This is a genomic window from Methylococcus mesophilus, from assembly GCF_026247885.1.
GTDB classification, from domain to species: domain Bacteria; phylum Pseudomonadota; class Gammaproteobacteria; order Methylococcales; family Methylococcaceae; genus Methylococcus; species Methylococcus mesophilus.
Window position 1 is genome coordinate 3,052,113 of the sequence record NZ_CP110921.1, and the last position, 20,716, is coordinate 3,072,828.

18 protein-coding genes and 1 pseudogene are annotated in these 20,716 nt (G+C 63.5%); 8 read left to right on the top strand and 11 right to left on the bottom strand.

The features are described from left to right. The 4 genes from OOT43_RS14515 to OOT43_RS14530 all read right to left on the bottom strand — a co-directional run bounded on the left by OOT43_RS14515 (window position 1) and on the right by OOT43_RS14530 (window position 2,655). The gene (locus OOT43_RS14515) at window positions 1–1,911 is read right to left on the bottom strand and encodes a DCC1-like thiol-disulfide oxidoreductase family protein (protein ID WP_266021283.1); all 1,911 of its coding nucleotides are present in this window, start codon (window positions 1,909–1,911) and stop codon (window positions 1–3) included. Between the two features lie 181 nt (window positions 1,912–2,092). Then, a complete protein-coding gene (locus OOT43_RS14520; protein ID WP_266021284.1) occupies window positions 2,093–2,293 on the bottom strand; it encodes a hypothetical protein in 201 nt (66 codons plus the stop codon). Next, window positions 2,294–2,461 (bottom strand): type II toxin-antitoxin system VapC family toxin, encoded by a 168-nt coding sequence (locus OOT43_RS14525; RefSeq protein ID WP_266021285.1) that lies wholly within the window; start codon window positions 2,459–2,461, stop codon window positions 2,294–2,296. Further along, the gene (locus OOT43_RS14530) at window positions 2,458–2,655 is read right to left on the bottom strand and encodes a type II toxin-antitoxin system VapB family antitoxin (protein WP_266021286.1); all 198 of its coding nucleotides are present in this window, start codon (window positions 2,653–2,655) and stop codon (window positions 2,458–2,460) included. Before OOT43_RS14530 ends, OOT43_RS14525 begins: the two co-directional genes overlap by 4 nt. Window positions 2,656–2,797: 142 nt before the next feature. On the opposite strand from OOT43_RS14530, the gene OOT43_RS14535 reads away from it, so the two are divergent. Together OOT43_RS14535 and gloB are read left to right on the top strand one after the other, a co-directional pair. Then, window positions 2,798–4,408 (top strand): MutS-related protein, encoded by a 1,611-nt coding sequence (locus tag OOT43_RS14535; RefSeq protein WP_266021287.1) that lies wholly within the window; start codon window positions 2,798–2,800, stop codon window positions 4,406–4,408. Further along, the gene (gene gloB, locus OOT43_RS14540) at window positions 4,408–5,178 is read left to right on the top strand and encodes a hydroxyacylglutathione hydrolase (protein ID WP_266021288.1); all 771 of its coding nucleotides are present in this window, start codon (window positions 4,408–4,410) and stop codon (window positions 5,176–5,178) included. Before OOT43_RS14535 ends, gloB begins: the two co-directional genes overlap by 1 nt. Here the strand turns inward: gloB and OOT43_RS14545 are convergent. Beyond that, window positions 5,175–6,584 carry an amino acid permease gene (locus OOT43_RS14545; RefSeq protein WP_266021289.1) on the bottom strand — a complete coding sequence of 470 codons (1,410 nt, stop codon included), beginning with the start codon at window positions 6,582–6,584 and terminating at the stop codon, window positions 5,175–5,177. The genes gloB and OOT43_RS14545 overlap by 4 nt on opposite strands. Before the next feature lie 171 nt (window positions 6,585–6,755). Between OOT43_RS14545 and OOT43_RS14550 the strand changes: the two genes are divergently transcribed. Next, window positions 6,756–7,007 (top strand): hypothetical protein, encoded by a 252-nt coding sequence (locus OOT43_RS14550; RefSeq protein WP_266021290.1) that lies wholly within the window; start codon window positions 6,756–6,758, stop codon window positions 7,005–7,007. 107 nt (window positions 7,008–7,114) lie between these two features. Continuing rightward, the gene (locus tag OOT43_RS14555; protein ID WP_266021291.1) at window positions 7,115–8,146 is read left to right on the top strand and encodes a cytochrome-c peroxidase; all 1,032 of its coding nucleotides are present in this window, start codon (window positions 7,115–7,117) and stop codon (window positions 8,144–8,146) included. 75 nt (window positions 8,147–8,221) lie between these two features. Here OOT43_RS14555 and OOT43_RS14560 read toward each other — a convergent pair whose 3' ends face one another. Continuing rightward, window positions 8,222–9,466, bottom strand: a complete 1,245-nt coding sequence (locus OOT43_RS14560; protein ID WP_266021292.1) for a hypothetical protein — start codon at window positions 9,464–9,466, stop codon at window positions 8,222–8,224. A gap of 372 nt (window positions 9,467–9,838) precedes the next feature. On the opposite strand from OOT43_RS14560, the gene OOT43_RS14565 reads away from it, so the two are divergent. Further along, entirely contained in the window at window positions 9,839–10,582 is a 744-nt protein-coding gene (locus OOT43_RS14565) for a hypothetical protein (RefSeq protein ID WP_266021293.1), read from the top strand. Between the two features lie 85 nt (window positions 10,583–10,667). Here OOT43_RS14565 and gcvPB read toward each other — a convergent pair. From gcvPB to gcvT, 3 genes and pseudogenes are all read right to left on the bottom strand, one after another. Further along, window positions 10,668–12,128: pseudogene (gene gcvPB / locus OOT43_RS14570) on the bottom strand (aminomethyl-transferring glycine dehydrogenase subunit GcvPB); the annotation flags it as partial. Then, window positions 12,122–13,483, bottom strand: coding sequence for an aminomethyl-transferring glycine dehydrogenase subunit GcvPA (gcvPA, locus tag OOT43_RS14575; protein ID WP_266021294.1), 1,362 nt, complete (start codon window positions 13,481–13,483; stop codon window positions 12,122–12,124). The pseudogene gcvPB and the gene gcvPA, both read right to left, overlap by 7 nt. A gap of 95 nt (window positions 13,484–13,578) precedes the next feature. Then, window positions 13,579–14,658, bottom strand: a complete 1,080-nt coding sequence (gene gcvT, locus OOT43_RS14580; RefSeq protein WP_266021295.1) for a glycine cleavage system aminomethyltransferase GcvT — start codon at window positions 14,656–14,658, stop codon at window positions 13,579–13,581. 54 nt (window positions 14,659–14,712) lie between these two features. Here gcvT and OOT43_RS14585 point away from each other — a divergent pair, with 54 nt between their 5' ends. Then, window positions 14,713–15,123 (top strand): carboxymuconolactone decarboxylase family protein, encoded by a 411-nt coding sequence (locus OOT43_RS14585; RefSeq protein ID WP_266021296.1) that lies wholly within the window; start codon window positions 14,713–14,715, stop codon window positions 15,121–15,123. A gap of 70 nt (window positions 15,124–15,193) precedes the next feature. Next, a complete protein-coding gene (locus OOT43_RS14590; protein ID WP_266021297.1) occupies window positions 15,194–15,553 on the top strand; it encodes a DsrE family protein in 360 nt (119 codons plus the stop codon). Window positions 15,554–15,953: 400 nt separating this feature from the next. On the opposite strand, the gene OOT43_RS14595 is transcribed toward OOT43_RS14590, so the two are convergent. Together OOT43_RS14595 and OOT43_RS14600 are read right to left on the bottom strand one after the other, a co-directional pair. Further along, the gene (locus OOT43_RS14595; protein ID WP_266021298.1) at window positions 15,954–18,899 is read right to left on the bottom strand and encodes a proline dehydrogenase family protein; all 2,946 of its coding nucleotides are present in this window, start codon (window positions 18,897–18,899) and stop codon (window positions 15,954–15,956) included. 150 nt (window positions 18,900–19,049) lie between these two features. Beyond that, entirely contained in the window at window positions 19,050–20,042 is a 993-nt protein-coding gene (locus OOT43_RS14600) for a hypothetical protein (RefSeq protein WP_266021299.1), read from the bottom strand. A gap of 212 nt (window positions 20,043–20,254) precedes the next feature. Here OOT43_RS14600 and OOT43_RS14605 point away from each other — a divergent pair, with 212 nt between their 5' ends. Further along, the gene (locus OOT43_RS14605) at window positions 20,255–20,713 is read left to right on the top strand and encodes an EVE domain-containing protein (protein ID WP_266021300.1); all 459 of its coding nucleotides are present in this window, start codon (window positions 20,255–20,257) and stop codon (window positions 20,711–20,713) included. Window positions 20,714–20,716: the final 3 nt, after the last annotated feature.

Consider the following 20,716-nt stretch of genomic DNA (forward strand, 5'->3'; position numbering starts at 1 on the left):
TCAGTCGGCGCTCAGTGTCTCGAGATCCCGGTCCAGTTCCAGCCGCATGTCGCCATTGCGCCACACCGCCCGGCCGACGTCCTGCCAAGGCTGGCTGAGGTTGTAACGGCGCAGGCCCGGCTCCCAGTCCATCGGCGCCTTGATGGTCTTGAGCTTCAGGACGAACGTGGTGCCGTTCAGGTCCAGTCCAAGCCGGGCGCCCCAGAACGCGGTCACCTTGCGCACGAATTTGTCGAGCCGGCGCTGATCCATGTGCCTGGTCACCGCGACGTTGGCCCACATGGAATGCACCCGTCCCCAGTTTGGCGAAACGATGCGGCCCTCCTCGTCGACGAACGGGAGCCAGTGTTCCTTGCCGTCGGCGTCGAGATAGGTGATCCCCAGGATGTGCTCATAACCCTGGAAATGGTCGTGCAGATAGAGCGGATGCGGGGTGATGCCCAAGAACGTGTGCGAGGCCGAAATCAGCGCATTGCTGAGCATCGTCAACACCTGTCCGGCTTCATTGGCCTTGGTGTCCACGCCCAGCCGGTAGAGGATGGCGTAGTGCAGGGTGCAGTTGAGCTGCAGGATCAGCACGACGACCAGCATCCGGCTGATGCGGTTTGCCCGCTGACGCAGGCTGCCGCCGACCCACAGGGCGATGCGCTGGGCCAGGTCGGGCTCCGTCAGGCGCGGCGCCGGCGCGCAGGACGCATCGCAGCCCAGCCGGACGCGGCTGTCGGCGATACGCCGGTAGACCCGGTTGGCGATCGCATTGAGGCCCGGCAGCAGCATCGCCAGTCCGATGAGTGCCGGATAGCGCATGGCGATCAAGATTCGGGCATAGGTCGCCACCCCCGAGTGCGTCCGTCCCGTCCGGTCGACGGCGTAGAGATCGCCCAGCAAGTCCTGTTCGGGAATGTCCTTGAGGGCGGATACCGCCGCGGCGTGGGTCTGCAGTCCGCGGAAAGCCACGGCGCGGAACACGTCGAAATGCTCGACGGCGAGGACGGTCTTCAGGCACAGCGGGCAGCGTTCGTCGTAGAACACCTGTAACACCGGCTCCGCCGGGCGCAGGGTTCGCCCGAGGGCCCGCCACCAACGGAACGGCACCATCAGGAAATAATGCACCAGCATGCCGAAACCGAACGGGTAGATGTTCAGCGACACGATGATGCCCGCGTGCAGCGACATGCCGACCAGCAGCAGGGGCACGCGGAAGCGGCGGAAATAGAGCAGGAACAGGAAGGCGAACTGGAACGCGATGATCGTGTAGCCGATCGCCCGCTGCAACGGCTCGATTTCCAGCAGCCAGCTCATGTCCAGCGGCGACATGTAATAAGGCAGCGAGGAGGGCAGCCAGGGCCCCAAGCCGTTGCGCCAGAATTCGGCGAACAGCTTGTGGATCACCGAATCCAGGTAGATGAAGCCGAGGGATACCGCCAGCGGCAGGAAATAACACAGCACCGGCACCGTCTGCGGCAGCAGGTAGCGCCGATCCACCGTCGAATGGCGCCAAGCCAGGCGCAGCCGGTCCAACGACCAGGCGCGTTCCGACGGCAGGAAGATCAAGAGAAGGCTCGATCCCAGCATGAGCTGGTCGAAGCCGCCGTCGAAGTCCTTCCACATCGGCGTGAACACCGTGAAGGCTAGCCAGAGCGAATAGTTGGCGATGGCGGCGAGCCGCGTGTGGAGCCCCAGCGCCAGGCACAGCGCGGCGATGCCCCACAACACCAGGAACAGGTGGACCGAAGGCGAGGCGATGTCCAGATAGGGCACCGGATCGAAGATCAGCTGGCGGAAGTAATACAGGAAGCAGACTTCCTGGAACGCGACCAGACCGAACGCCATCCGGAACAGGCCGAGGCCGGTGGCCGGCACCTGCTTTTCCAGGCCGCGCAGAACGAGATTGAACAAGGCTTTTTGCATAGGGGCTCTTCGAGGGTTCGCCGGATTTTCCGGCGCCCGGATGCGGGCGGCTAATGGTATGCGCAGCCGGGGGTTGCCTCAAGTTCGGATCGGCGTGGCAGGAACCTTGGTACGCGGAGCGGATCGCCCTTGCGACGGGGCAAAAGGATTTCCAATAATCCCTGTGGAGAAAACGCTCGGGTTATCCCGTTCGGAAAGCCAAGTTCAGGGATTCGGCTACCGCATTGAGCCGCGTGTCCCGTGTCCACAGCCGTGCAGTTCCCGCCAGGGAGGTTGCGGCCAGCAGGTGGGCGTCGATATAACCGATGCCGCGCCCGATGAGTGCGTGGTGTTCGATAAAGAACAGCACCTCCTCGTCGCTTGCCAGGGGAGCGGCAGGCATTTACCGGAAAAGGGACAAGATCGACGCCCGGTTCTTGAGGTTGCCACATGCCAACTCGCCGGCAACGAAAGGATGGGCTAAGACGCGGCGGTCGTTCAGCAATTCCGCCAACAGCGGATCGCCGGCGCGAAAGTGATCTATCCAGATCGAAGTATCGACCAGGATCACGCCGGTTCCGTTTGGCGGCGGGGGATATTTTGCAACTGGGGTTCGCTGCCAGCCAGCAGCGCGAGGCGCCGCGCGCTTTCCCGTTCGACCAGGGCTTTGAGCCCCTCCCGTACCAAGACCGATTTTTCCACCAGACCGGTCATACGCTGGGCTTCGGCCAACAAGCGATCGTCAATATTCAATGTAGTCCGCATCGAATCGCCTCCAATGGTTAACCATCCAACAAAGCATACATCGTTTGATGCTTGAATCGATGACGGCCCGGTCGCCGCTTTTTGCTTTCCTCCGCCCAACCGGTACAAAATCGTATTTTATGAGTTGAGCGAGGGGGCTTTAGTGGAATCCATCAATGTCCGGGGCTACCCGACGATTTTAAGGTCCGACAGCAAGGAACCGCCCAAGATCCCATCGGTCGCGCCGGGGCGGACCGGCGAGGCGGCGCTGGACGAGCAGGTTTTCCGGGTCATCGAGGTCGACAAGCTGTTCGAGGCCGCCGACCATGCCACCACGGCCATCGGGCGGGCTGTCCTGTACCGCTCCCTCGCGCAGCCGCCGGTCGATGCCGGGCTGATCCGCGCCAAGCAGGAGGCGGTGCGGGAACTGGAGCGGAACGGAGAGCTGCGGGCGGGACTCGAAGTCCTGTTGGCCGAAGCCGCCAAGCTGGAAGGGGAGTTCTACAATCTCCTCTACGCCCAGTTCCTGGGGCTGATCAGTTCACCTGCGCATCCGCTGGAAATCGACGGCTACGGCTACGCCACCTATATCAAAGGCACGCGCTTCATGCTCGACCTGGTCGAGCGCGCCAACCGTTTGCCCGAACCTGACAGCGCCTATCTCAAGGCGCTGGTACAGGAAGTCCGGGATTTCGCCCGGTCACGGTCCTACGCCCTGATGAAGGGGCCGGTGTACCGGACCGAGAAGCGGGTCTGCACCCGCGCCGAAAAGGGCTGGCTCACGCCGGGCATCCGGTTCCGGTCGTCCTTGTTCAAGCCCGTGGGGCTGACCGTCACGGGCTTGCTGATCCTGGCGGCGCTGGAATTCCTGCCTTTCGCCCTGGACATCGCCGCCTCCATCGCGCCGGTGTTCTGGCTGTTCCTGCTGCCGATCGGCTTCGTCTACGTGCCGATCGTCGGCGGCATGGATCGTGACGGCATCATCTATCCTCTGCGCGAGGTTTACCGCCGCTCCGAGGAGGTACAAGCCACGCTGGATACGCTGGGCCAGCTCGACGAACTGATGAGCTTCATCCGGTTCCGCGAGGCCTTCGTGCATTTCATGACACTGCCGAGCATCCTGGACGGGGAGCGGCATCGGATGTCTCTGCATGGCGTCCGCAATCCGGTGCTGGCCAAGAACAATCCGCTCTACGTGCCCAACGACATCGATCTGACGGAGCAGCGGCTGACTTTCATCACCGGTCCCAACAGCGGCGGCAAGACCGCGTTCTGCAAGACCCTGGCGCAGGTCCAGATCCTGGCCCAGGCCGGCTGCCACGTGCCGGCGGAGCGGGCCGAGCTGACCGTCGCCGACCGGGTGTTCTACCAGGTGCCCGAGATCAGCCATCTGGCGGACGGCGAAGGCCGCTTCGGCACCGAGCTCAAACGGACCAAGGACATCTTCCTGGCCTCGACGCCGCGCAGCTTGGTCATCATGGACGAGCTGTCGGAGGGGACGACCAACGAGGAAAAGATGGACATCTCCGTCGCGATCCTCGACGGGTTCCGGGAGAAGGGCAATACCACGGTTCTCATCACCCACAACCACGAACTGGTAGACGTCTACCAAGGGAAGAAGGTCGGGCAGGCGCGGCAGGTGGAATTCCGCAATGAACAGCCGACCTATCGATTGATCGAGGGCGTATCGCGGGTCAGCCATGCCGACCGCATCGCCAGGAAGATCGGATTTTCCAAGGAAGACATCGCCAGATACCTGAAAGGCAAGCCCTGATGCTCGAAATTCTTCAAATCCCCGTGCTTGAAGACAACTATGTCTATCTTCTCCACGAGCCCGACAGCGGCGCCACCGCGGCGGTGGATCCGGCCGTTGCCGGGCCGGTGCTGGAGGCGCTCGATGCCAGGGGCTGGCGGCTCAGCCACGTACTCAACACCCATCACCACGGCGACCATGTCGGCGGCAACCTTGAACTCAAGGCGGCGACCGGCTGCGCCATCGTCGGTGCGGCAGGAGATCGTCACCGCATTCCGGGAATCGATGTCGCGTTGAAAGACGGCGAGGAATTCCGGCTCGGTTCCGCATCGGCCCGGATGCTGGAGGTCCCGGGGCATACCTCCGGCCATGTCGCCTTCTGGTTCGAGGACGATGCCGCCCTGTTCTGCGGGGACACGTTGTTCGCGTTGGGCTGCGGCCGACTGTTGGAGGGCAGCGCAGAGCAGATGTGGCGCTCCCTGGAGCGGCTGCGCGCGCTGCCGCCGAAGGCGAAGGTCTTCTGCGCCCATGAATACACCCAGGCCAATGCCCGATTCGCCGTTACGATCGAGCCCGGCAACACCGCCTTGCGCGAACGCCTGGGCCGGGTCGAGGCCTTGCGGCGTGAAGGGCTGGCCACGGTGCCTTCGAGCCTGGGCGAAGAGCTGGCGACGAACCCCTTCCTGCGGCCGGAAAGTCCGGAGATCAGGCAGGGGCTGGGGATCGTGCAAGCGCCGGATGTCGAGGTGTTCGCTGAAATCCGGCGCAGGAAGGACGGTTTTCGGGGTTAATCCGCTGTCTGTTCCGCCAACTTGCTGTGGCGGTAGGAATAGGCGAAATAGATCATGATGCCCACCACCAGCCAGATCACGAAGCGCAGCCAGGTCAGGGTTGGCAGAAAGGCCATGAGGGCACCGCAGGACAAGGCGCCCAGGATCGGAAACCAGGGCACGACCGGTGTCTTGAACGGCCGATCCAGATCCGGCCGGGTGATGCGGAGCATGATGACCCCAAGGCAGACCAGGACGAAGGCGAACAGGGTACCGATGTTGACGAGTTCGGCCAGTTCCCCCAAGGGGACCAAGCCGGCGACCACCGAAATAAAGACCCCGCACAGAACGATGACCCGCACCGGCGTCTGGGTGCGGCGGTTGACCGTGGAAAACCACGGCGACATCAGCCCGTCGCGGGACATGGCGAAGATGATTCGCGTCAGGGCGTAGTAGAGCACCAGCATGACCGTGGTCAGGCCTGCGATCACCCCAGTGGCGACCAGCCCGGATGCCCAGCGGATGCCGAGCAGCTGCAGCGCATGGGCGACCGGCGAGGAAACGTTGAGTTCGGTGTAGGGCACCACGCCGGTGAGGAGTCCTGCCACCAGGATGTAGATCAGGGTGCAGAACACCAGTGAACCGATAATGCCGATCGGCACGTCGCGCATCGGATTGCGCGCTTCCTCCGCGGCGGTCGAGACCGCATCGAATCCCACGTAGGCAAAGAACACGATCGAAGCCCCGGCCATCACGCCGATCGGCTTACCGTCGACATCGTGGCCGAACCAGCCGAAGGGCATGAACGGGTCCCAATGGGTGGGATCGACGTGGGCGCTGGCGACGGCGACGAACACGGCGATGGCCAGTACCTTGATTGATACCATGACGGTGTTTAGGCGGGCGCTCTCCTTCACGCCGACGATGAGCAGGGCCATCAGCAGGAAGATGATCGCGGAAGCCGGCAAGTTGATGATTCCCCCCTGTTCCGGCGCCGTGGTCAGATAGTCCGGCAATGCCAGACCGGCTGCGGTCAGGGCGTTGGCGAAATACCCCGACCATCCGTTGGCGACCGCGGCCACCGAGATCGCATACTCCAGAATGAGGTCCCAGCCGATGATCCAGGCGATCAGTTCGCCGAAAGCCGCATAGCTGTAGCCGTACGCGCTGCCGCAGCCGCCTACGCAGGCCGCCAGCTCGGCGTACGCCAGGGCGGCGAAGGCGCACGCGATTCCGGCGAAGACGAAGGATAGGACGACGGCGGGGCCGGCCTGGGTCGCGGCGGCGATGCCGGTCAGCACGAAGATGCCGGTTCCGATGATCGCGCCGATCCCGAGCAGGGTCAGGTCGAGCGCCCCCAGGCAGCGCTTGAGGCCGCTGCCGGTGCAGTCGTCCGTGGAAACCGCCTTGGTTCGAAAGATTCGCATGTCGCCTCTCCGTATTCTTTGGATGTTTGGGGCGATTATGCCTGAACCGCAGTATCCGCCGAACGGCGCTCGCGGTCTACGGCCGGAAATGTTGCAGGACGTTGAAATTCTCCCCTCGGGCACCATGTCAAACCTATGAGGCGCCCGCGATTCCGGGCGAGGAGAATTCTGATGACTATCGAAATCACGATGTATCTGCTGTTTCTGGCGGTCGGCTTCGGCCTGGGCGTCGTGGTAAGCCTGAACGTGTCTGCGCAGCGGCTGGAGAAGAGAATGCAGCGGCTGAGCGAGCCTGCGCCGCCGCCGCATGTCGAGATCAACGTCAATGAGGAACTGGTAGCGCGCTATCTGGACTCGTTCGATCTGGTCGCAATACCCAAGGATCTGGTGGTGCGGGCGGGACAGGCGCCGACCCGGCACTGACCCGGCTGTGGGGCGGTTGCAAACTAGCGCGTAATTCCCTATAAGAACGCGCTGGACCCGGCGATGCCGCCGTTTGAAAACAACACCACACCGAGGAGGAAGTCACCATGTTCATTCTACGTTTGCTGACCTGCGCCCTGGCCCTGGCCGGAGCGTCGGCGGCGGTTGCCGACTGGCAGGCGCTGCCCGCCAAGGCCCCCGAGCCCGCGGCCAATCCGAGCACCGCGGCCAAGGTGGAACTGGGCAAGATGCTTTACCTGGACCCTCGCCTGTCCTCGACCGGCACGGTCTCGTGCAACTCCTGCCATAACGTGATGCTGGGCGGCGAAGACAACCGCGGCGGATCGGTCGGCGTCCACGGTCAGGTCGGCGGACGCAGCGCGCCGACGGTCTGGAATTCCGCCTTCAACTCCGTGCAGTTCTGGGATGGCCGCGCACCCAGCCTGGAAGCGCAGGCCAAGGGACCCGTGACCAACCCCATCGAGATGGGCATGAAGAGCTGGGACGACGTCGTGGTCCGGCTCAAGGCCATTCCGGGGTATCCGGAAGCCTTCGCCGCCGCCTTCGGCGGCGGGGACGCGGTGACGGCGGACAACGCCGCCAAGGCCATCGCCGCCTACGAGCGCACTTTGATCACGCCGAACAGCGCCTACGACAAATACGTCACCGGGGATAAGACCGCCCTGACCGAGCAGCAGGTGCGGGGCATGAACACCTTCGCCGAGACGGGCTGCTCGAACTGCCATAGCGGGCCGGCGTTCAACGGTCCCACCCTGCCGGAGGGAACGCCGTTCTTCATGAAGTTCCCGACCTTCGAGAACGGCATGTTCGAGGCCAAATACGGCTTCACCCAGGACAAGGGCCGCGCCGAGGTCACCAAGAAGGCCGAGGACGAACATTTGTTCAAGGTGCCGACCCTGCGCAACGTCGCCCTGACCGCCCCGTATTTCCACAACGGCAAGGTCAAGACGCTGGACGAGGCGGTACGGGTGATGGCCAAGCTGCAGCTCAACAAGGACCTGAGCGATCAGCAGATCGCCGACGTGGTCGCGTTCCTGAACGCGTTGACCGGCGAATTCCCCAAGCAGCAGATGCCGCAGCTGCCCGGCTTGCCGAACAAGACCTTCGACTACAACTAAACGGTCCGCCCGGTTCTCGGCGTACGGAGCCAGCCCCTCGGGGGCTGGCTTTTTTGCGCCGGGCGCATCGGAAAGTCAAGGGGCGGTGTAAAGCGAAAGACGGTCGATACGCTCGTCGATGAGCTGTTTCAGCCGTTCGAACTCCGGGCTGTAGACATCCCGGAACCGCTCGAAAAATTCGGCGCCGCGAAGGCGCTCCGGCAGATCCCCGACATTCGGCATGAAGACCGCGTCGTCGGTGCCGGCGGCCAGAATGCCCTGGATGCGGCGGGCGTAACGTGGCTGGGTCGCGCGCTTGCCGAACACCGTGCCGGCGCGATCGGCAGCCAGGTCGGTAAAGCTGAACCCGCTGCCGCTGTGCGTGTCGTTCAATTCCTTGGCCAGTCCGATGGCGTCGGCCAGTGTGCGCTGGCCTGCCAGGGCGAAGGCGGCGGAGGTCATGAAATGCCTGCCGAGGTCCTGGCGTCCCTGCAGAAGCACGGACCGTTCCGGCAGCGGGGCAGCATCGCCGCCCGCGGCGCCCATCAGATCGTAGCCATTCACGTAGGCCGCGAGCAGCAGGATGACCGCCCGGTTTTCCGCCGCCGGATCGGTTGCCTCGGACCGCTGTTCGGCCAGAGTGAACAGCGCCCGCATCAATATCCCCAGGCGGACGAAGTGACGGGTGTTGGATTCGCTCAGCGCATTGGCGAGCCGGTCATGGTAGGAGCGAATCCGTTCGGCGCCGGCGGCTTCGGTAATCAGCGCGCGAAGGCGCTCGGTCGTCTGCGATTCGCCGGTGAAAGTCAGTTCCAGCTTCCCGTCGCGTATATGCGCCGACAGGATGAGGCCGTGGTCGCCCGGCACGTTCGGCAGCAAGCCCTTCCTTTCCATCTGGTGAATCACGAAGGCGTTTACCACTTTGGGCGGCAGAGGGAGCGACCCCACGCGCAGGCCGGTCACGGCGGGCAAGGGATCTCCGTCCTCGACGGTCAGCCGGATGTTCAGAAACCAGTCCGCTAAGTAAGGGGACCGCAGGGTGACGGCCGCAGTCAAACACCCGCCTTGCATGTCGGTGCGGATGGCGCCGTCGAGTTTCTTTCGGGCCATCAGATCGTTGACCGCGGCTTCGATGTCGCTGGCAGTCAACTGAACCGCTCTTGCTTCTCCTCCGCGCTTGCGTGCCCTGAGCAATTCCTGTCCGTCATAGGCATGCGAGGCTGGGGTCGGAGCGTTCACCAGCGGTTTCGGCTCCAGGGCAGACCAGAGTGCCGCCATGGGTAGCAGGACGAGCGCGGCCAGGATGACGCGGACGATTGCTGCTCGGCTGGGGCGTTTCACACGGTTTCGTTGGCGGAGGCGAGGGTGGCCATGGGGGCGAATTTTCCGTTCGCAGGGATATTAACAGAGTGTGGATGGTCAAACGGTTGCGATACAGAACCGGCGAACCTCCAAGATAGTGCGGGGCCATGGGAATCGCAAGTGATGCCGTGGCTCGCGGGCTATGTGAATTGCCTTGCCGTCGTGAGTGAATTCACGCCTGGATGTGAGGGGAATAACGCATAAGATGTGTGAAATGCCGCATGTCGTCATTGCATGTAATAGGAATGTATCGTTTTATCATGTAGTTGCAATATTGTTGGCTGTGGCACGCTTAGTGTCTCATTCAGTGGGCTTCGCCCTTTTGAGAACGCATAGTTGAGAGAAATAACAATGTCCAATACGAACAAATTTCTGTCGTTGTCCCTGCTGAGCGCAGGAATCGCCTTGAGCACCGGCCAGGTGTTCGGCCATGCCGGTTTTCAGGCTTTCCCGGACGGCTCCTCGGTGAAGTACATCGAAGGCAAGACCGTCTATCCGACGGCGATCATTCCCCATGACTGCAGCGAAGGCGAGAAGCACTTCCCGGTCGTCGAGGTCGTCGTGATGCCGCCGCAGGGGCATACTCTGAACCGCATTGCCAAGCCGGTTTCGGGCCAGCCCGTCCAGGTCATCGAGAATGCGATGATGTGGGACTGGGGAACCGCGCTTCCCTCGATGACCGCGGGGTTCGGCAAGGTCGAAACCCGTAACGGCCCCATTCATCCGAGCGGCGATGGCACTCGGGCAATGGCGTGGAAGAACGGCAACCTTCCCGGTACCCAGTACGCCGGTTTCCCGTTCCGGGCCAAGGCCGGCTGGCAGACGAAACTCTTCCCCGCTGACGCCTGCGTCAATCAAGCGGTGTATTACATGCCGACAGTCCAGTACTGCAGCAAGAAGAAGGTCGAGGCTTGGCTGCTGGAGCCGACCACGAGCTTCCCCGCCTCCTCCCTGGGTGATGCCAACGGCGCCTCTCCGTCCGTGACCGTGGCGCGTGATACGGCCAGCAATCCGCTGCCGGAAGGTTGTACCTCGCCGGAAACTTGGTACTTCTACCCCTCTTCCAGCGACATCGATCAGTTCATGTATCGCTGATCGCGCTACGCCCGTTCTGAGCAACGAGCCCTTCCGGCCGAGAGTCGGAAGGGCTTTTTGCTGCCCGCTCCGAAGTCAACGCTGGGGGGGTTGCCCCCGATGCCGGTTTCCAGGCCAGATCCGGATGGCGGGCGGCGCGCACCTCGTCCAGCCGGCGGACGGGGGCATGGTGCGGCGCCTGTTTGAGCCGTTCCGGCTCCTCCGCGGCCTCCTTCAGGATCGCGGCCATGGCGTCGGCGAAAGCGTCCAGGGTCTCTTTGTTCTCGGTCTCGGTAGGCTCGATCATCAGGCACTCGGGAATCAGCAGCGGAAAATAAACGGTCGGCGCGTGGAAGCCGTAATCGAGCAGCCGCTTGGCAAAATCGAGGGCGGTGACGTGATGCTCCTTTTTCTGCCGCTGCACGCTGATGATGAATTCGTGGGCGGCGCGGCGGGCCGGAAAAGCGGTGTCGAATCCGGCCTCCACCAGTTTCTTCTGCAAATAGTTGGCGTTGAGGGCGGCGTATTCGGCGACTCGCCGCAGGCCTGGATATCCAAGCAGGCGGATGTAAACGTAGGCCCGCAGCAGCACGCCGATATTGCCGGCGAAGGCGGACAGGCGCCCGATGCTTTGCGGGCAGTCGCTTTCGGCGAGCCAGCGGTAGCCGTTCCCGCTTCTTGCCACCATCGGCAGCGGCAGGAACGGCTGCAGCCTGGCGTTGACGCCGACCGGCCCGGCACCGGGGCCGCCGCCGCCGTGCGGAGTCGAGAAGGTCTTGTGCAGGTTCAGGTGGATGACGTCGAAACCCATGTCGCCGGGGAGGACCTTGCCCAGGATGGCGTTGAGGTTGGCGCCGTCGTAATAGAGCAGGCCGCCCGCCTCGTGGACCAGCGCCGCGATTTCGGGGATGCGGTGTTCGAACACCCCCAGTGTCGAGGGGTTGGTGAGCATGATGCCGGCGGTTTTCGGTCCCACTGCCTGCTTCAGTGCATCCAGATCGACGTCGCCGCCCGCGTTGGTGGGAATCTCCCTGACTTGGTAGCCGCACATGGCGGCCGAGGCGGGATTGGTGCCATGGGCCGCATCGGGGACGAGGATTTCGTTGCGCTCGTGGTCGTTGCGGGCGTCATGGTAGGCGCGGATCATGGCGACGCCGCAGAATTCGCCCTGGGCGCCGGCAGCCGGGCTGAGGCTGACGGCGGTCATGCCGGTGAGCGTTTTCAAATATTCCTGCAGTTCGTAAAGGCAGCTCATGGTGCCTTGGCCGAAGCGTTCGACCCCGAGGGGATGGACCGCTGCGAAGCCGGGCTGCCGCGCCAGCACGTTCGCCGCCTTGGGGTTGTATTTCATGGTGCAGGAGCCCAAGGGATAGAAGTGGGTGTCGATGGAGAAATTCTTCTGGGACAAACGGGTGTAGTGCCTCACCACGTCGAGCTCGGTCACTTCCGGCAGCGGTGGCGGCGTCTGGCGCAGCAGATGGCCGGGCAGGCCGCGGATGTCGGCCGGGATTTGCGGAAACAGGATGGCGCAGGCGCGGCCTTCGCGGGAGCGGTCGAAAATCAGCATTTGAGTACCTCCGCCAGCGTGGCTGCATAGCGGTCCATGTCCTCCGGACTGCGGGTTTCGGTGACGCAAATCAGGAGGGCGTCGCCGAGCTCGGGATAATCGGCCGAAAGACCATGGCCGCCGAGTATCCCTCGCTCGGCCAGAGCGGCCAGCACACGGTCCGCCGCCCGAGGCAGGCGGATCGCGGCTTCGTGGAAGAACGGAGCCGGGAAGACCGGTTCGACGCCGTCGATGCGGGTCAGCCGCTCGAGCAGCGCCGAGGCGTTGGCGTGGCAGGCGGCGGCGACGCTGCGCAGTCCTTTGGGGCCCATCAATGCCATATAGAGGGTTGCCGCCGTCACCATCAGTCCCTGGTTGGTGCAGATGTTGGAGGTCGCCTTGCCGCGGCGGATGTGCTGCTCGCGGGGTTGCAGCGCGAGGGTGAAGCCCTCGCGGCCGTCCACATCGACGGTGCGTCCGACCAGGCGTCCGGGAAGCTGGTGGACGAAGGCCTGGCGGCTGCAGAGGAATCCGAAGTAAGGGCCCCCGGCGGAAAGCGGAATTCCCAGGGGCTGGCCTTCGCCGCAGGCAAGGTCGGCGCCGTGCTCGCCCCATTCTCCCGGCGGTTTCAGCAGGGCCATGGCGGTCGGGTTGACCACGGCGATGCTGCGGGCGCCGTGGCGGTGGGCCCAGTCGGCGAGGATGTCCACCTCTTCGAGCACGCCGAAGTAGTTGGGCTGCGGAATGACCACGGCGGCGAACTCTTCCCCCTCGAAGGCTGCCAGTGCGTTTTCGGCAATCCGTCCCAAGCTCCGGTCGTAGTCCAGATCGACCAGTTCGACCTGCTGGTTGCGGGTGAGGGTCTGGGCGACGCGCTTGTAGACCGGATTGAGGCTTCGCGGCAGCAGGATCTTGCACGAACGGGAATCCGGGTTCGTGCGCAGCGCCATCAGGATCGCCTCGCCCAGCGCGGAGGCGCCGTCGTAGAGCGAGGCATTGGAGACGTCCATGGCCATCAGGCCCGCCATCATGGACTGGTATTCGTAGAAGACCTGCAGGCTGCCCTGGCTCGCTTCGGCCTGGTAAGGCGTGTAGGCGCTGTAAAACTCGCCGCGCAGGGCGATCTCCCACACCGCCGCTGGAATGTAGTGCTCGTAGGCGCCGGCGCCCGCGAAGCAGAGGGCGCTGCGGTTCTCGGCCGCGCGTTCCTCCATCAGCCGGCAGACCTCCATTTCCGACAGCGCCTCGGGCAGGTCTTTCAGCTCGCCGCAGCGCAGGTCCGGCGGGATTTCGGCGAACAGCTCGTCGATCGATCCGGCGCCGATGGCCGCGAGCATGTCGCGGACTTCCGTTTCGGTGTGGGGGATGAATGGCATGGCGAAGTTTCCTCGCTGTTTCAGCAGGCGGTTTCGTACCCGCGTGATGACCGGTCTTGGGACTCTTTCGACCGGCACCCCTCGTAGCGATGCTATCAGATATCGATCAGCGATTTGCCGTGGCGGACGAAGCGAGGTTTCACGACCGTTGCGCGCTTGAGGCTGCCGCGGATTTCCACCCGGCACTCGCGCCCGGTCGCCGCGGGTACCCGGGCCAGGCCGATCGAGCGCCGCAGCGTGGGGGAGAAGCCGCCGCTGGTCACGATGCCTTCGCCCACATTCTCGACGGCCACCTTCTGCCCGCTGCGAAGGATTCCCGCTTCCTCCAGGATCAATCCGACGAATTTGGAAGGCGAGCCCCCGATGCGTTCCCGTTCCAGGGCTGCGCGGCCGATGAAATCGCGCTCTTCGGGTTCCCAGGCAACCGTCCAGCCGAGGCCGCAGGCGAGGGGCGTGACCGTCTCGTCCATGTCTTGCCCGTAGAGGCGCATGCCGGCTTCCAGCCGAAGGGTGTCGCGGGCGCCGAGTCCGCAGGGCTGGACGCCGGCCGTCAGAAGCTGGCGCCACAGCGAGCCTGCTTCGGCGTGGGGCAGGATGATTTCGAAGCCGTCCTCGCCGGTATAGCCGGTACGGGCGATGAAGCGGTCGCCTCGCTGCGTGGCGGTGAAGGGTTTCAGTCCAGAGCTCCCGGCGGCGATCACGGCGTCGGCGATGCGGGGGGAGTCCGGGCCTTGGAGGGCTATCATGGCCAAATCGTCGCGGGGAGTGACGGTCGCTGAAAAGGGGGTGGCCTGACGGCGAAGCCAGCTCAGGTCTTTTTCCCGTCTTCCGGCATTGAGAATGAGGCGGAAGCGCCGATCGTCGACGATGCCCGCGACGAGGTCGTCGATGATGCCGCCGTCCTGGTTGAGCATGCAGGCGTAGAGCATCCGTCCCGGCTCGGCGAGCCTGGCGATGTCGTTGGCGAGGATTCGGCGCAGGAACGGGGCGGCCTGAAGTCCCTCGACCTCGACCACGCCCAGATGGGAAACGTCGAACATGCCGGCGGCGCGGCGTACGGCATGGTGTTCGGCGATCTGCGAGCCGTAATGGAGCGGCAAGTCCCAGCCCGAGAACTCGGTCATCCGGGCTCCCAGCGCCAGGTGTTCTTCGTGGAGTGCGGTGTGTTTGCCCATGGTGTCGTGTCCTCGCAGCCGTGGGGTTGGGGGTCTTCCTCAGCGGAGCGTAGTATGGGCACCGGCGTGCCGGCCGGGGAAGGATCGAGCGCCGAAGCGCCCCGAACGAAGTCCGCAACCCAATACGGGGAGATCATTATGAACAAAGACAGGCTTCCGAAGAATTATGTGCTGCTGCAAAAGGAACATCCGGGTTTCATTGCGGCCGTGGAGCGGCTGGGAGCGGTCTTGAGGGAGCAAGGTCCCATTGACGACAAGACGGCACACCTCGTCCAACTTGCGGCAGCCGTCGCGATACATTCGGAGGGCTCGGTTCACAGTCACGTAAGAAGAGCGTTGGCAGCGGGCGCCTCGCGCGAGGAAATCAACCATGCCATCATCTTGCTGACCAGTACGATAGGATTTCCGACCGTCAGCGCGGCGCTGAGTTGGGCTCAGGATGTCTTTGGCGAAGGCAAGGACTGAAACCGGCGCGGCGTTGCCCGATGCGTTCGGCGGAAGCTGAATTCACGTTAACCGAGGTGCAGGAGGAGCTATGAAGACTTTGATCATTTCCGGCAGTCGGGGAACCGACGATCCGACGATGGCGACCCTTCCGTTCATTGCGGCCAAGGCGGCTCATGAACAAGGCCACGACGTGATCCTTTGGCTGTGGAACGAGGCCGTCACGCTGGCCCGCAGAGGAACCGCCGATCACGTCGTTGGCGTCAACCTGACGCCTCTCAAGGACCTGCTGGCCGCCGTTCAGGCGGCGGGAATTCCGATCTGGGTCTGCGGCGCCTGCGCGGTGGCGCGCCAGGTAGGCGAAGCCGATTTGATCGGCGGGGCGGCGATCAAGGGAATGCCCGACTACATCGCGACCGTGCTGGAACGCGACCGGAACATCGCGTTCTGATGTCCCGCTACCTCGCTCGCCGGGGCTAATGTACCGTCCCCAACATTTCTTTACTTTCTGAACGGTGGCGATTTGTAGGCGCGAGAGGATCAGCGAAGAGTCGCTACCGCGACGAGATTTTTTTGAATCGGGTTTCCGCACCCGAAGGCGGGTTACTTTCTTTTGCTCGGCCAAAAGAAAGTAACCAAAGAAAAGGCCGCCCGACTGCCGCGAGAGCCCCCGAGTGCCAAGGCTTTTACCAGGGGGCGATCGAAGGGGCCTCCTTCCCCTCGATCGCCGAGCCGCGTCCCTGCGGCTCCCCTTCGGGCTATTCCCGGTAAAAGCCTTGGCGCTCGGGCGCGGCATACGGGACTCTTTGCCACCCGAACGTCGATTACTAAAGCTTTGTTGGGACGTTACCCTAGGACACGTCCTGCGGCGTGAAGCCGCGGCGCAAGGTGTTTTCGGTCAGCGTTCTCGGCACTATGAACTGTTGCAGATAATCCGGGCCGCCGGCCTTCGAGCCCATCCCCGACATCTTGAACCCGCCGAAGGGCTGCCGGCCGACCAGGGCTCCGGTGATGGGGCGGTTGACGTAGAGGTTGCCGGCCTGGAAAGCCCGGGCCGTTTTCCGGACGTTGCCGGGGCTGCGCGAGTACAGGCCTCCGGTCAGGGCATAGGCCGAGGCATTGGCGGCAGCGATGGCTTCGCCGATGTTCTCGGCCCTGATCACGGCGAGCACGGGCCCGAAGATTTCCTCGCGAAGGATTCTGGAATCCGCCGGCAGATCGGCGAAGACGGTGGGAGGCGCGTAGTATCCATCGGCGGGGACGGGTGCCTGGGCCAGCACGCGGCCTTCCCGTTTCCCGAGTTCGATGTATTCGAGAATTCTTTCCTGTGCCGCACCATCCACCACCGGGCCGATGAAGTTCTTCGGGTCCTCGGGGCTGCCGGCAGGCAGGTCCCTCACCGCTTCGGCCAAGCGTTCGCAGAAGCGATCGTAGGTCTCCCGCAACACGATCACCCGCGAGCAGGCCGAGCATTTCTGTCCCTGGAAACCGAAGGCGGACTGGATGACGCCGGGCACCGCCTGGTCGAGGTCCGCGTCCGCATCGACGATGATGGCGTTCTTGCCGCCGGTTTCGATCACCACCTTTTTCGGCCCCGCCTGGCCGGGCCCGGTCCTGCCGGCTTTTTCCACGATTCCCAGGCCCACCTGGAGCGAGCCGGTAAAGAGAATGAAATCGGTCGAAGGGTGTTGCACCAGGTAATCGCCCACGGTGGAGCCCGAGCCGGGAACAAAGTTGAGGACGCCTTCAGGTATTCCCGCCGCGGCGAATATCTCGTACACCAGCCGCCCCGACATCGGCGACAGGCTGGACGGCTTGTAGAGCACGGCGTTGCCGGTGACGAGGGCGGCAGAGACCATTCCCGCAGAAATGGCGATGGGAAAGTTCCAAGGAGCGACGACCAGCCCGACGCCGCGGGGTTCGTACCAGTAGCGGTTCTCCTCGCCGGGAACCTTGCCCAGCTTCTGCGGTGCGCCCAGGCGGAGCATTTCGCGGCCGTAATACTCGAGAAAATCGATCGCCTCGCAGACGTCCGCATCGGCCTCCACCCGGTTCTTGCCGACTTCCAGCAGTTCCCAGGCCGCCAGCTCGAAACGTCTTCGCCGGGCGATGGCCGCCGCCCGGAAAAGGAGTTCGGCGCGCTCCGCGGGAGGGCGTTGCCCCCAGTCCGCCTGGGCGGTCCGTGCCGCCGCCAGCGCCCGGTCGGCCATGTCGCGGTCGAGGGCGGAAGCCGTGCAGACCACCTCGCCGGGAGCCGCCGGATTCAGCGACACCAGGCGCTCGGTGGTCGTGTATTCCTTGCCGCCGTACACGATGGAGACATGCCGGCCCATTTGGTCTCGCACCGCCCGGATCGCTGCCGCAAACGTCTCCCGATTGTCCCGCCGGGGAAAGTCCAGCGGCGGTTCATTGGCGAAGGCGTTGGTTTCCGGGGGAGGGGCCTCGAGCGCGCCGGCCTCGGCCCGGGGATCCGCCAGCAGAACCTCCGGTGCCAAACCGGCGGCGAACGTCTTGCGCAGGAAGCTTTCGTTCGAGGTGTTTTCCAGCAGGCGGCGCACCAGGTAGGCCATGCCCGGCAACAGTTCGCCGATCGGCACGTATTCGCGGACGGGAAAGCCCAGAATCTGGAGCGCCTGCCGGACCGGACCGGCCATGCCGTAGAGCGCCTGGAATTCGAAGTGCTCCGGCGGCACGCCCAGCGTTTCGGCCGCCGCCAGGGTCCAGGCGATCGAACGTACGTTATGGGTGGCCGCCGCCAGGCTGACGTCGGCGTGATGGGCCAGCAGAAGCCCGACGCACCGTTCATAGCTGGCGTCGGTATCCGATTTCCTCTCAAACACCGGCAGCGGCCAGCCTTTCTGGGCGGCGACGGCTCTTTCGTACTCCCAGTAGGCCCCTTTGACCAAGCGGATGTGTATCCTGCGTTTACGCCGTCTTGCCCAGTGGACGAGCCGCCGAACGTCGTCCTCCGCGCTCTTCAAATAAGCCTGAAGGGCGATCCCCGCGTGCTCCCATTCCTGGAACTCCGGTTCCTCCAGCAGGCTGGTGAACGCTTCGATGGTGAGTTCCTTGAGGCTCACGGTCTCCATGTCGATGAACACCTGGCCGCCGGCCCGCATCAGCTTGCGGCAGATCGGGCGCAGCCTCGTCTTGACCTGCAGCAGGCTGTCCTCGTAATTCGACGGACCGATCCGGGAATACAGCGAGCTGAGCTTGATCGACAGATTGAGGCGCGGAAAAAACCGCTCCCGTGCGGCGTCGTGGGCCGGCCAGCCCGGCAGTTCCTCCGCCAGGACGTCGATCGTCCTGAGGTATCGGTCCCGGTATCTGTCGGCCTCGCTTTCGGAAATCGCGGCTTCACCGAGCAGGTCGACGGTGAAGGCGCCGCCCCGGCTCCAGAGGGCTTTCAGCTTCCCCAGCGCCGCCTCCGGGGTTTCGCCGATGATGAAACCGGCGGCCAGACGGCGGACATTCCGCCGCAGGAGGCCGGCAGCCAGTCCCGCAGGGAGCGCGGCACCGGCACTGGAAATCAGGAACTTGGGGAGGCCGGAGAGCCTTGTGTCCCCGGCCAGGAAATATTCCTTGAGATGCCCCACTACCTGCCCGCTCGTCGCGAGGCTGGGCAGCACGTCGATGAAATGGAACAGCGGAAGTTTGAGTTCCGGATGTTCCATCGCCGCCTGCATGAGCTTCCCTTCCCAGAATCTCCGGTCGAATACCGCCGGCGGCTCGGAGCTCATCAGCCGGAAAATTTCCAGTCCCTTGGCGACGACAAGATCGTTGCTGACGATTTCCACCGCGCTACTCCCGTCGGCCTGTGATGTTCTTTCAATGCGCCGTTTACGGGATCAGACTTTACGCCCTTGCGGGCCATGGGAGATAGTCGCTTCGCCTCGCGCACTCTGAGCCAACGATCGAGAGTGTAATCACTGAGCAGGATCGCCTCGTTATCGGCGACGCTTGCCTTGCCCTTTGGTCTCGATCCGCTTGTAGTGGTAAAGCGTAACGTTCAAATGCGGATTGGAGAGGTTCTGGCCGGATTTGTCGGGATCGACGATCATTTCTACATACAAGTCCAATTCGTCATCCTCTCCTTCGCGGACGGCAATGCCTTCCACTTCCCGGTCGCCGTCGGGGGTAGGCAGGCGGAACAGCTCTTCTACATGACCGTTTTTGAGATTGGCACGATACACCGACTGCGTAGCGTTGTTGGACGACATGTACAGCCAGTTGCCGTGGACTTTCGCGCCTTGAATGTTTTCCAGCGCCATGTCCAGCGTCAGCGTGTGATCGAAGCTCCAGTCCTGCAGGTTATAGACGTTGATGGTATTGCCGCTCTGCCATTCCTTGCCGTAGCCGACGTGCCGTTTTGCGTCGACCGCCACCCAACTGGCGATGTCTTTCTTCGGATTGCTGGGTGCGCCGGTCAGTTCGTAGGCGATGCCGGTAAAACTCAGGTCCGATGCGTTGTAGAGGGCGACATGGCCATTGGTGTAGCCGGCGGTGGTGTCGAGAGAGGCGTAGATGATGCCGTCGTAGTAATCGATGTCGCCGATATGGTTCAAGCCCTGTTGCAGTAGCGCCGGCGGAATGCCAGGGACGAGATTCATCGGCAGCTGGAACGACGAATTGCGCAGGACCGAGGTGAAATTTTCGTCGGCGATCTCCAGTCCGTACTGCCAGGAGAAAAACCATTGCTGACCATCGGTGGCGATGCCTTGGGAGCGATATAAGCCGGTGAACGAGTTAGGCGGATCTTGCAAGAAGAACTGTTTTTCGTCGACCAATTGCCACTGCTCGGAGGGAGGTTTGGCCGTCCGTCTATGCTCCGCGTGCGGTTCCAATTGCAGGTGTTCCTCGACGGCAAGCACCGGCGCGCTTACAGCCGCTGCCAGTGCCAGCAGGGCCGAGATATGGGAGTGGTTGTGGATTGATGTCATAAAGGAATTCTCGAGTCATGGTTCGGGGTTCATCCCATTGCTGGGGTGTGAACGCATGATAGGAGCGTCCCGTGACGGCGCTGTGAATGTAAAAAGTCGAGCTGTTACCACGTGTCGGGGCGGGTCAGGTTTGAAGATAATACGAGCGGTGTAGAGAAGACTCGGCAAAGTCCTTGAGTCTGCGGAAAATGTTTGTAAACGAGGGAGAAAGCATGCGCTACTGGCTGATGAAAACCGAGCCCGGCGAGTTCGGGATCGACGATCTGGCGGCACGTCCGGGCCAGATCGAACACTGGGATGGGGTCCGCAACTACCAGGCCCGCAACATGATGCGGGACGAAATGAAAGAAGGGGACGGCGTGCTGTTCTACCACTCGAACTGCGACGTGCCGGGCGTGGTCGGCATCGCCGAAATCGCGCGGGAAGCCTATCCGGACTTCACGGCCTTTGACCCCGACAACAAGCACTACGATCCCGCCAGCAAGCCGGACGATCCGCGCTGGTTCATGGTGGACGTCCGCTTCGTGCGCAAGCTCCGCCGCACCATCGCCCTGAGCGAATTGAGGGACCGGCCGGAGCTGGAAGGACTGGCGCTGGTGCGCAAGGCCAACCGGCTGTCGGTGATGCCGGTCGGCCCGGATCAGTGGAACTTCATCCTGTCCCTGGAGTAATCC

Coding starts and splice junctions, on each gene's coding strand:
- OOT43_RS14555 (WP_266021291.1), top strand. CDS start 7,115: ATGTTCATTCTACGTTTGCTGACCTGCGCCCTGGCCCTGGCCGGAGCG.
- OOT43_RS14530 (WP_266021286.1), bottom strand. CDS start 2,655: ATGCGGACTACATTGAATATTGACGATCGCTTGTTGGCCGAAGCCCAG.
- OOT43_RS14585 (WP_266021296.1), top strand. CDS start 14,713: ATGGGCACCGGCGTGCCGGCCGGGGAAGGATCGAGCGCCGAAGCGCCC.
- OOT43_RS14545 (WP_266021289.1), bottom strand. CDS start 6,584: ATGCGAATCTTTCGAACCAAGGCGGTTTCCACGGACGACTGCACCGGC.
- gloB (WP_266021288.1), top strand. CDS start 4,408: ATGCTCGAAATTCTTCAAATCCCCGTGCTTGAAGACAACTATGTCTAT.
- OOT43_RS14565 (WP_266021293.1), top strand. CDS start 9,839: ATGTCCAATACGAACAAATTTCTGTCGTTGTCCCTGCTGAGCGCAGGA.
- gcvPA (WP_266021294.1), bottom strand. CDS start 13,483: ATGCCATTCATCCCCCACACCGAAACGGAAGTCCGCGACATGCTCGCG.
- OOT43_RS14605 (WP_266021300.1), top strand. CDS start 20,255: ATGCGCTACTGGCTGATGAAAACCGAGCCCGGCGAGTTCGGGATCGAC.
- OOT43_RS14515 (WP_266021283.1), bottom strand. CDS start 1,911: ATGCAAAAAGCCTTGTTCAATCTCGTTCTGCGCGGCCTGGAAAAGCAG.
- OOT43_RS14590 (WP_266021297.1), top strand. CDS start 15,194: ATGAAGACTTTGATCATTTCCGGCAGTCGGGGAACCGACGATCCGACG.
- OOT43_RS14550 (WP_266021290.1), top strand. CDS start 6,756: ATGACTATCGAAATCACGATGTATCTGCTGTTTCTGGCGGTCGGCTTC.
- gcvT (WP_266021295.1), bottom strand. CDS start 14,658: ATGGGCAAACACACCGCACTCCACGAAGAACACCTGGCGCTGGGAGCC.
- OOT43_RS14600 (WP_266021299.1), bottom strand. CDS start 20,042: ATGACATCAATCCACAACCACTCCCATATCTCGGCCCTGCTGGCACTG.
- OOT43_RS14520 (WP_266021284.1), bottom strand. CDS start 2,293: ATGCCTGCCGCTCCCCTGGCAAGCGACGAGGAGGTGCTGTTCTTTATC.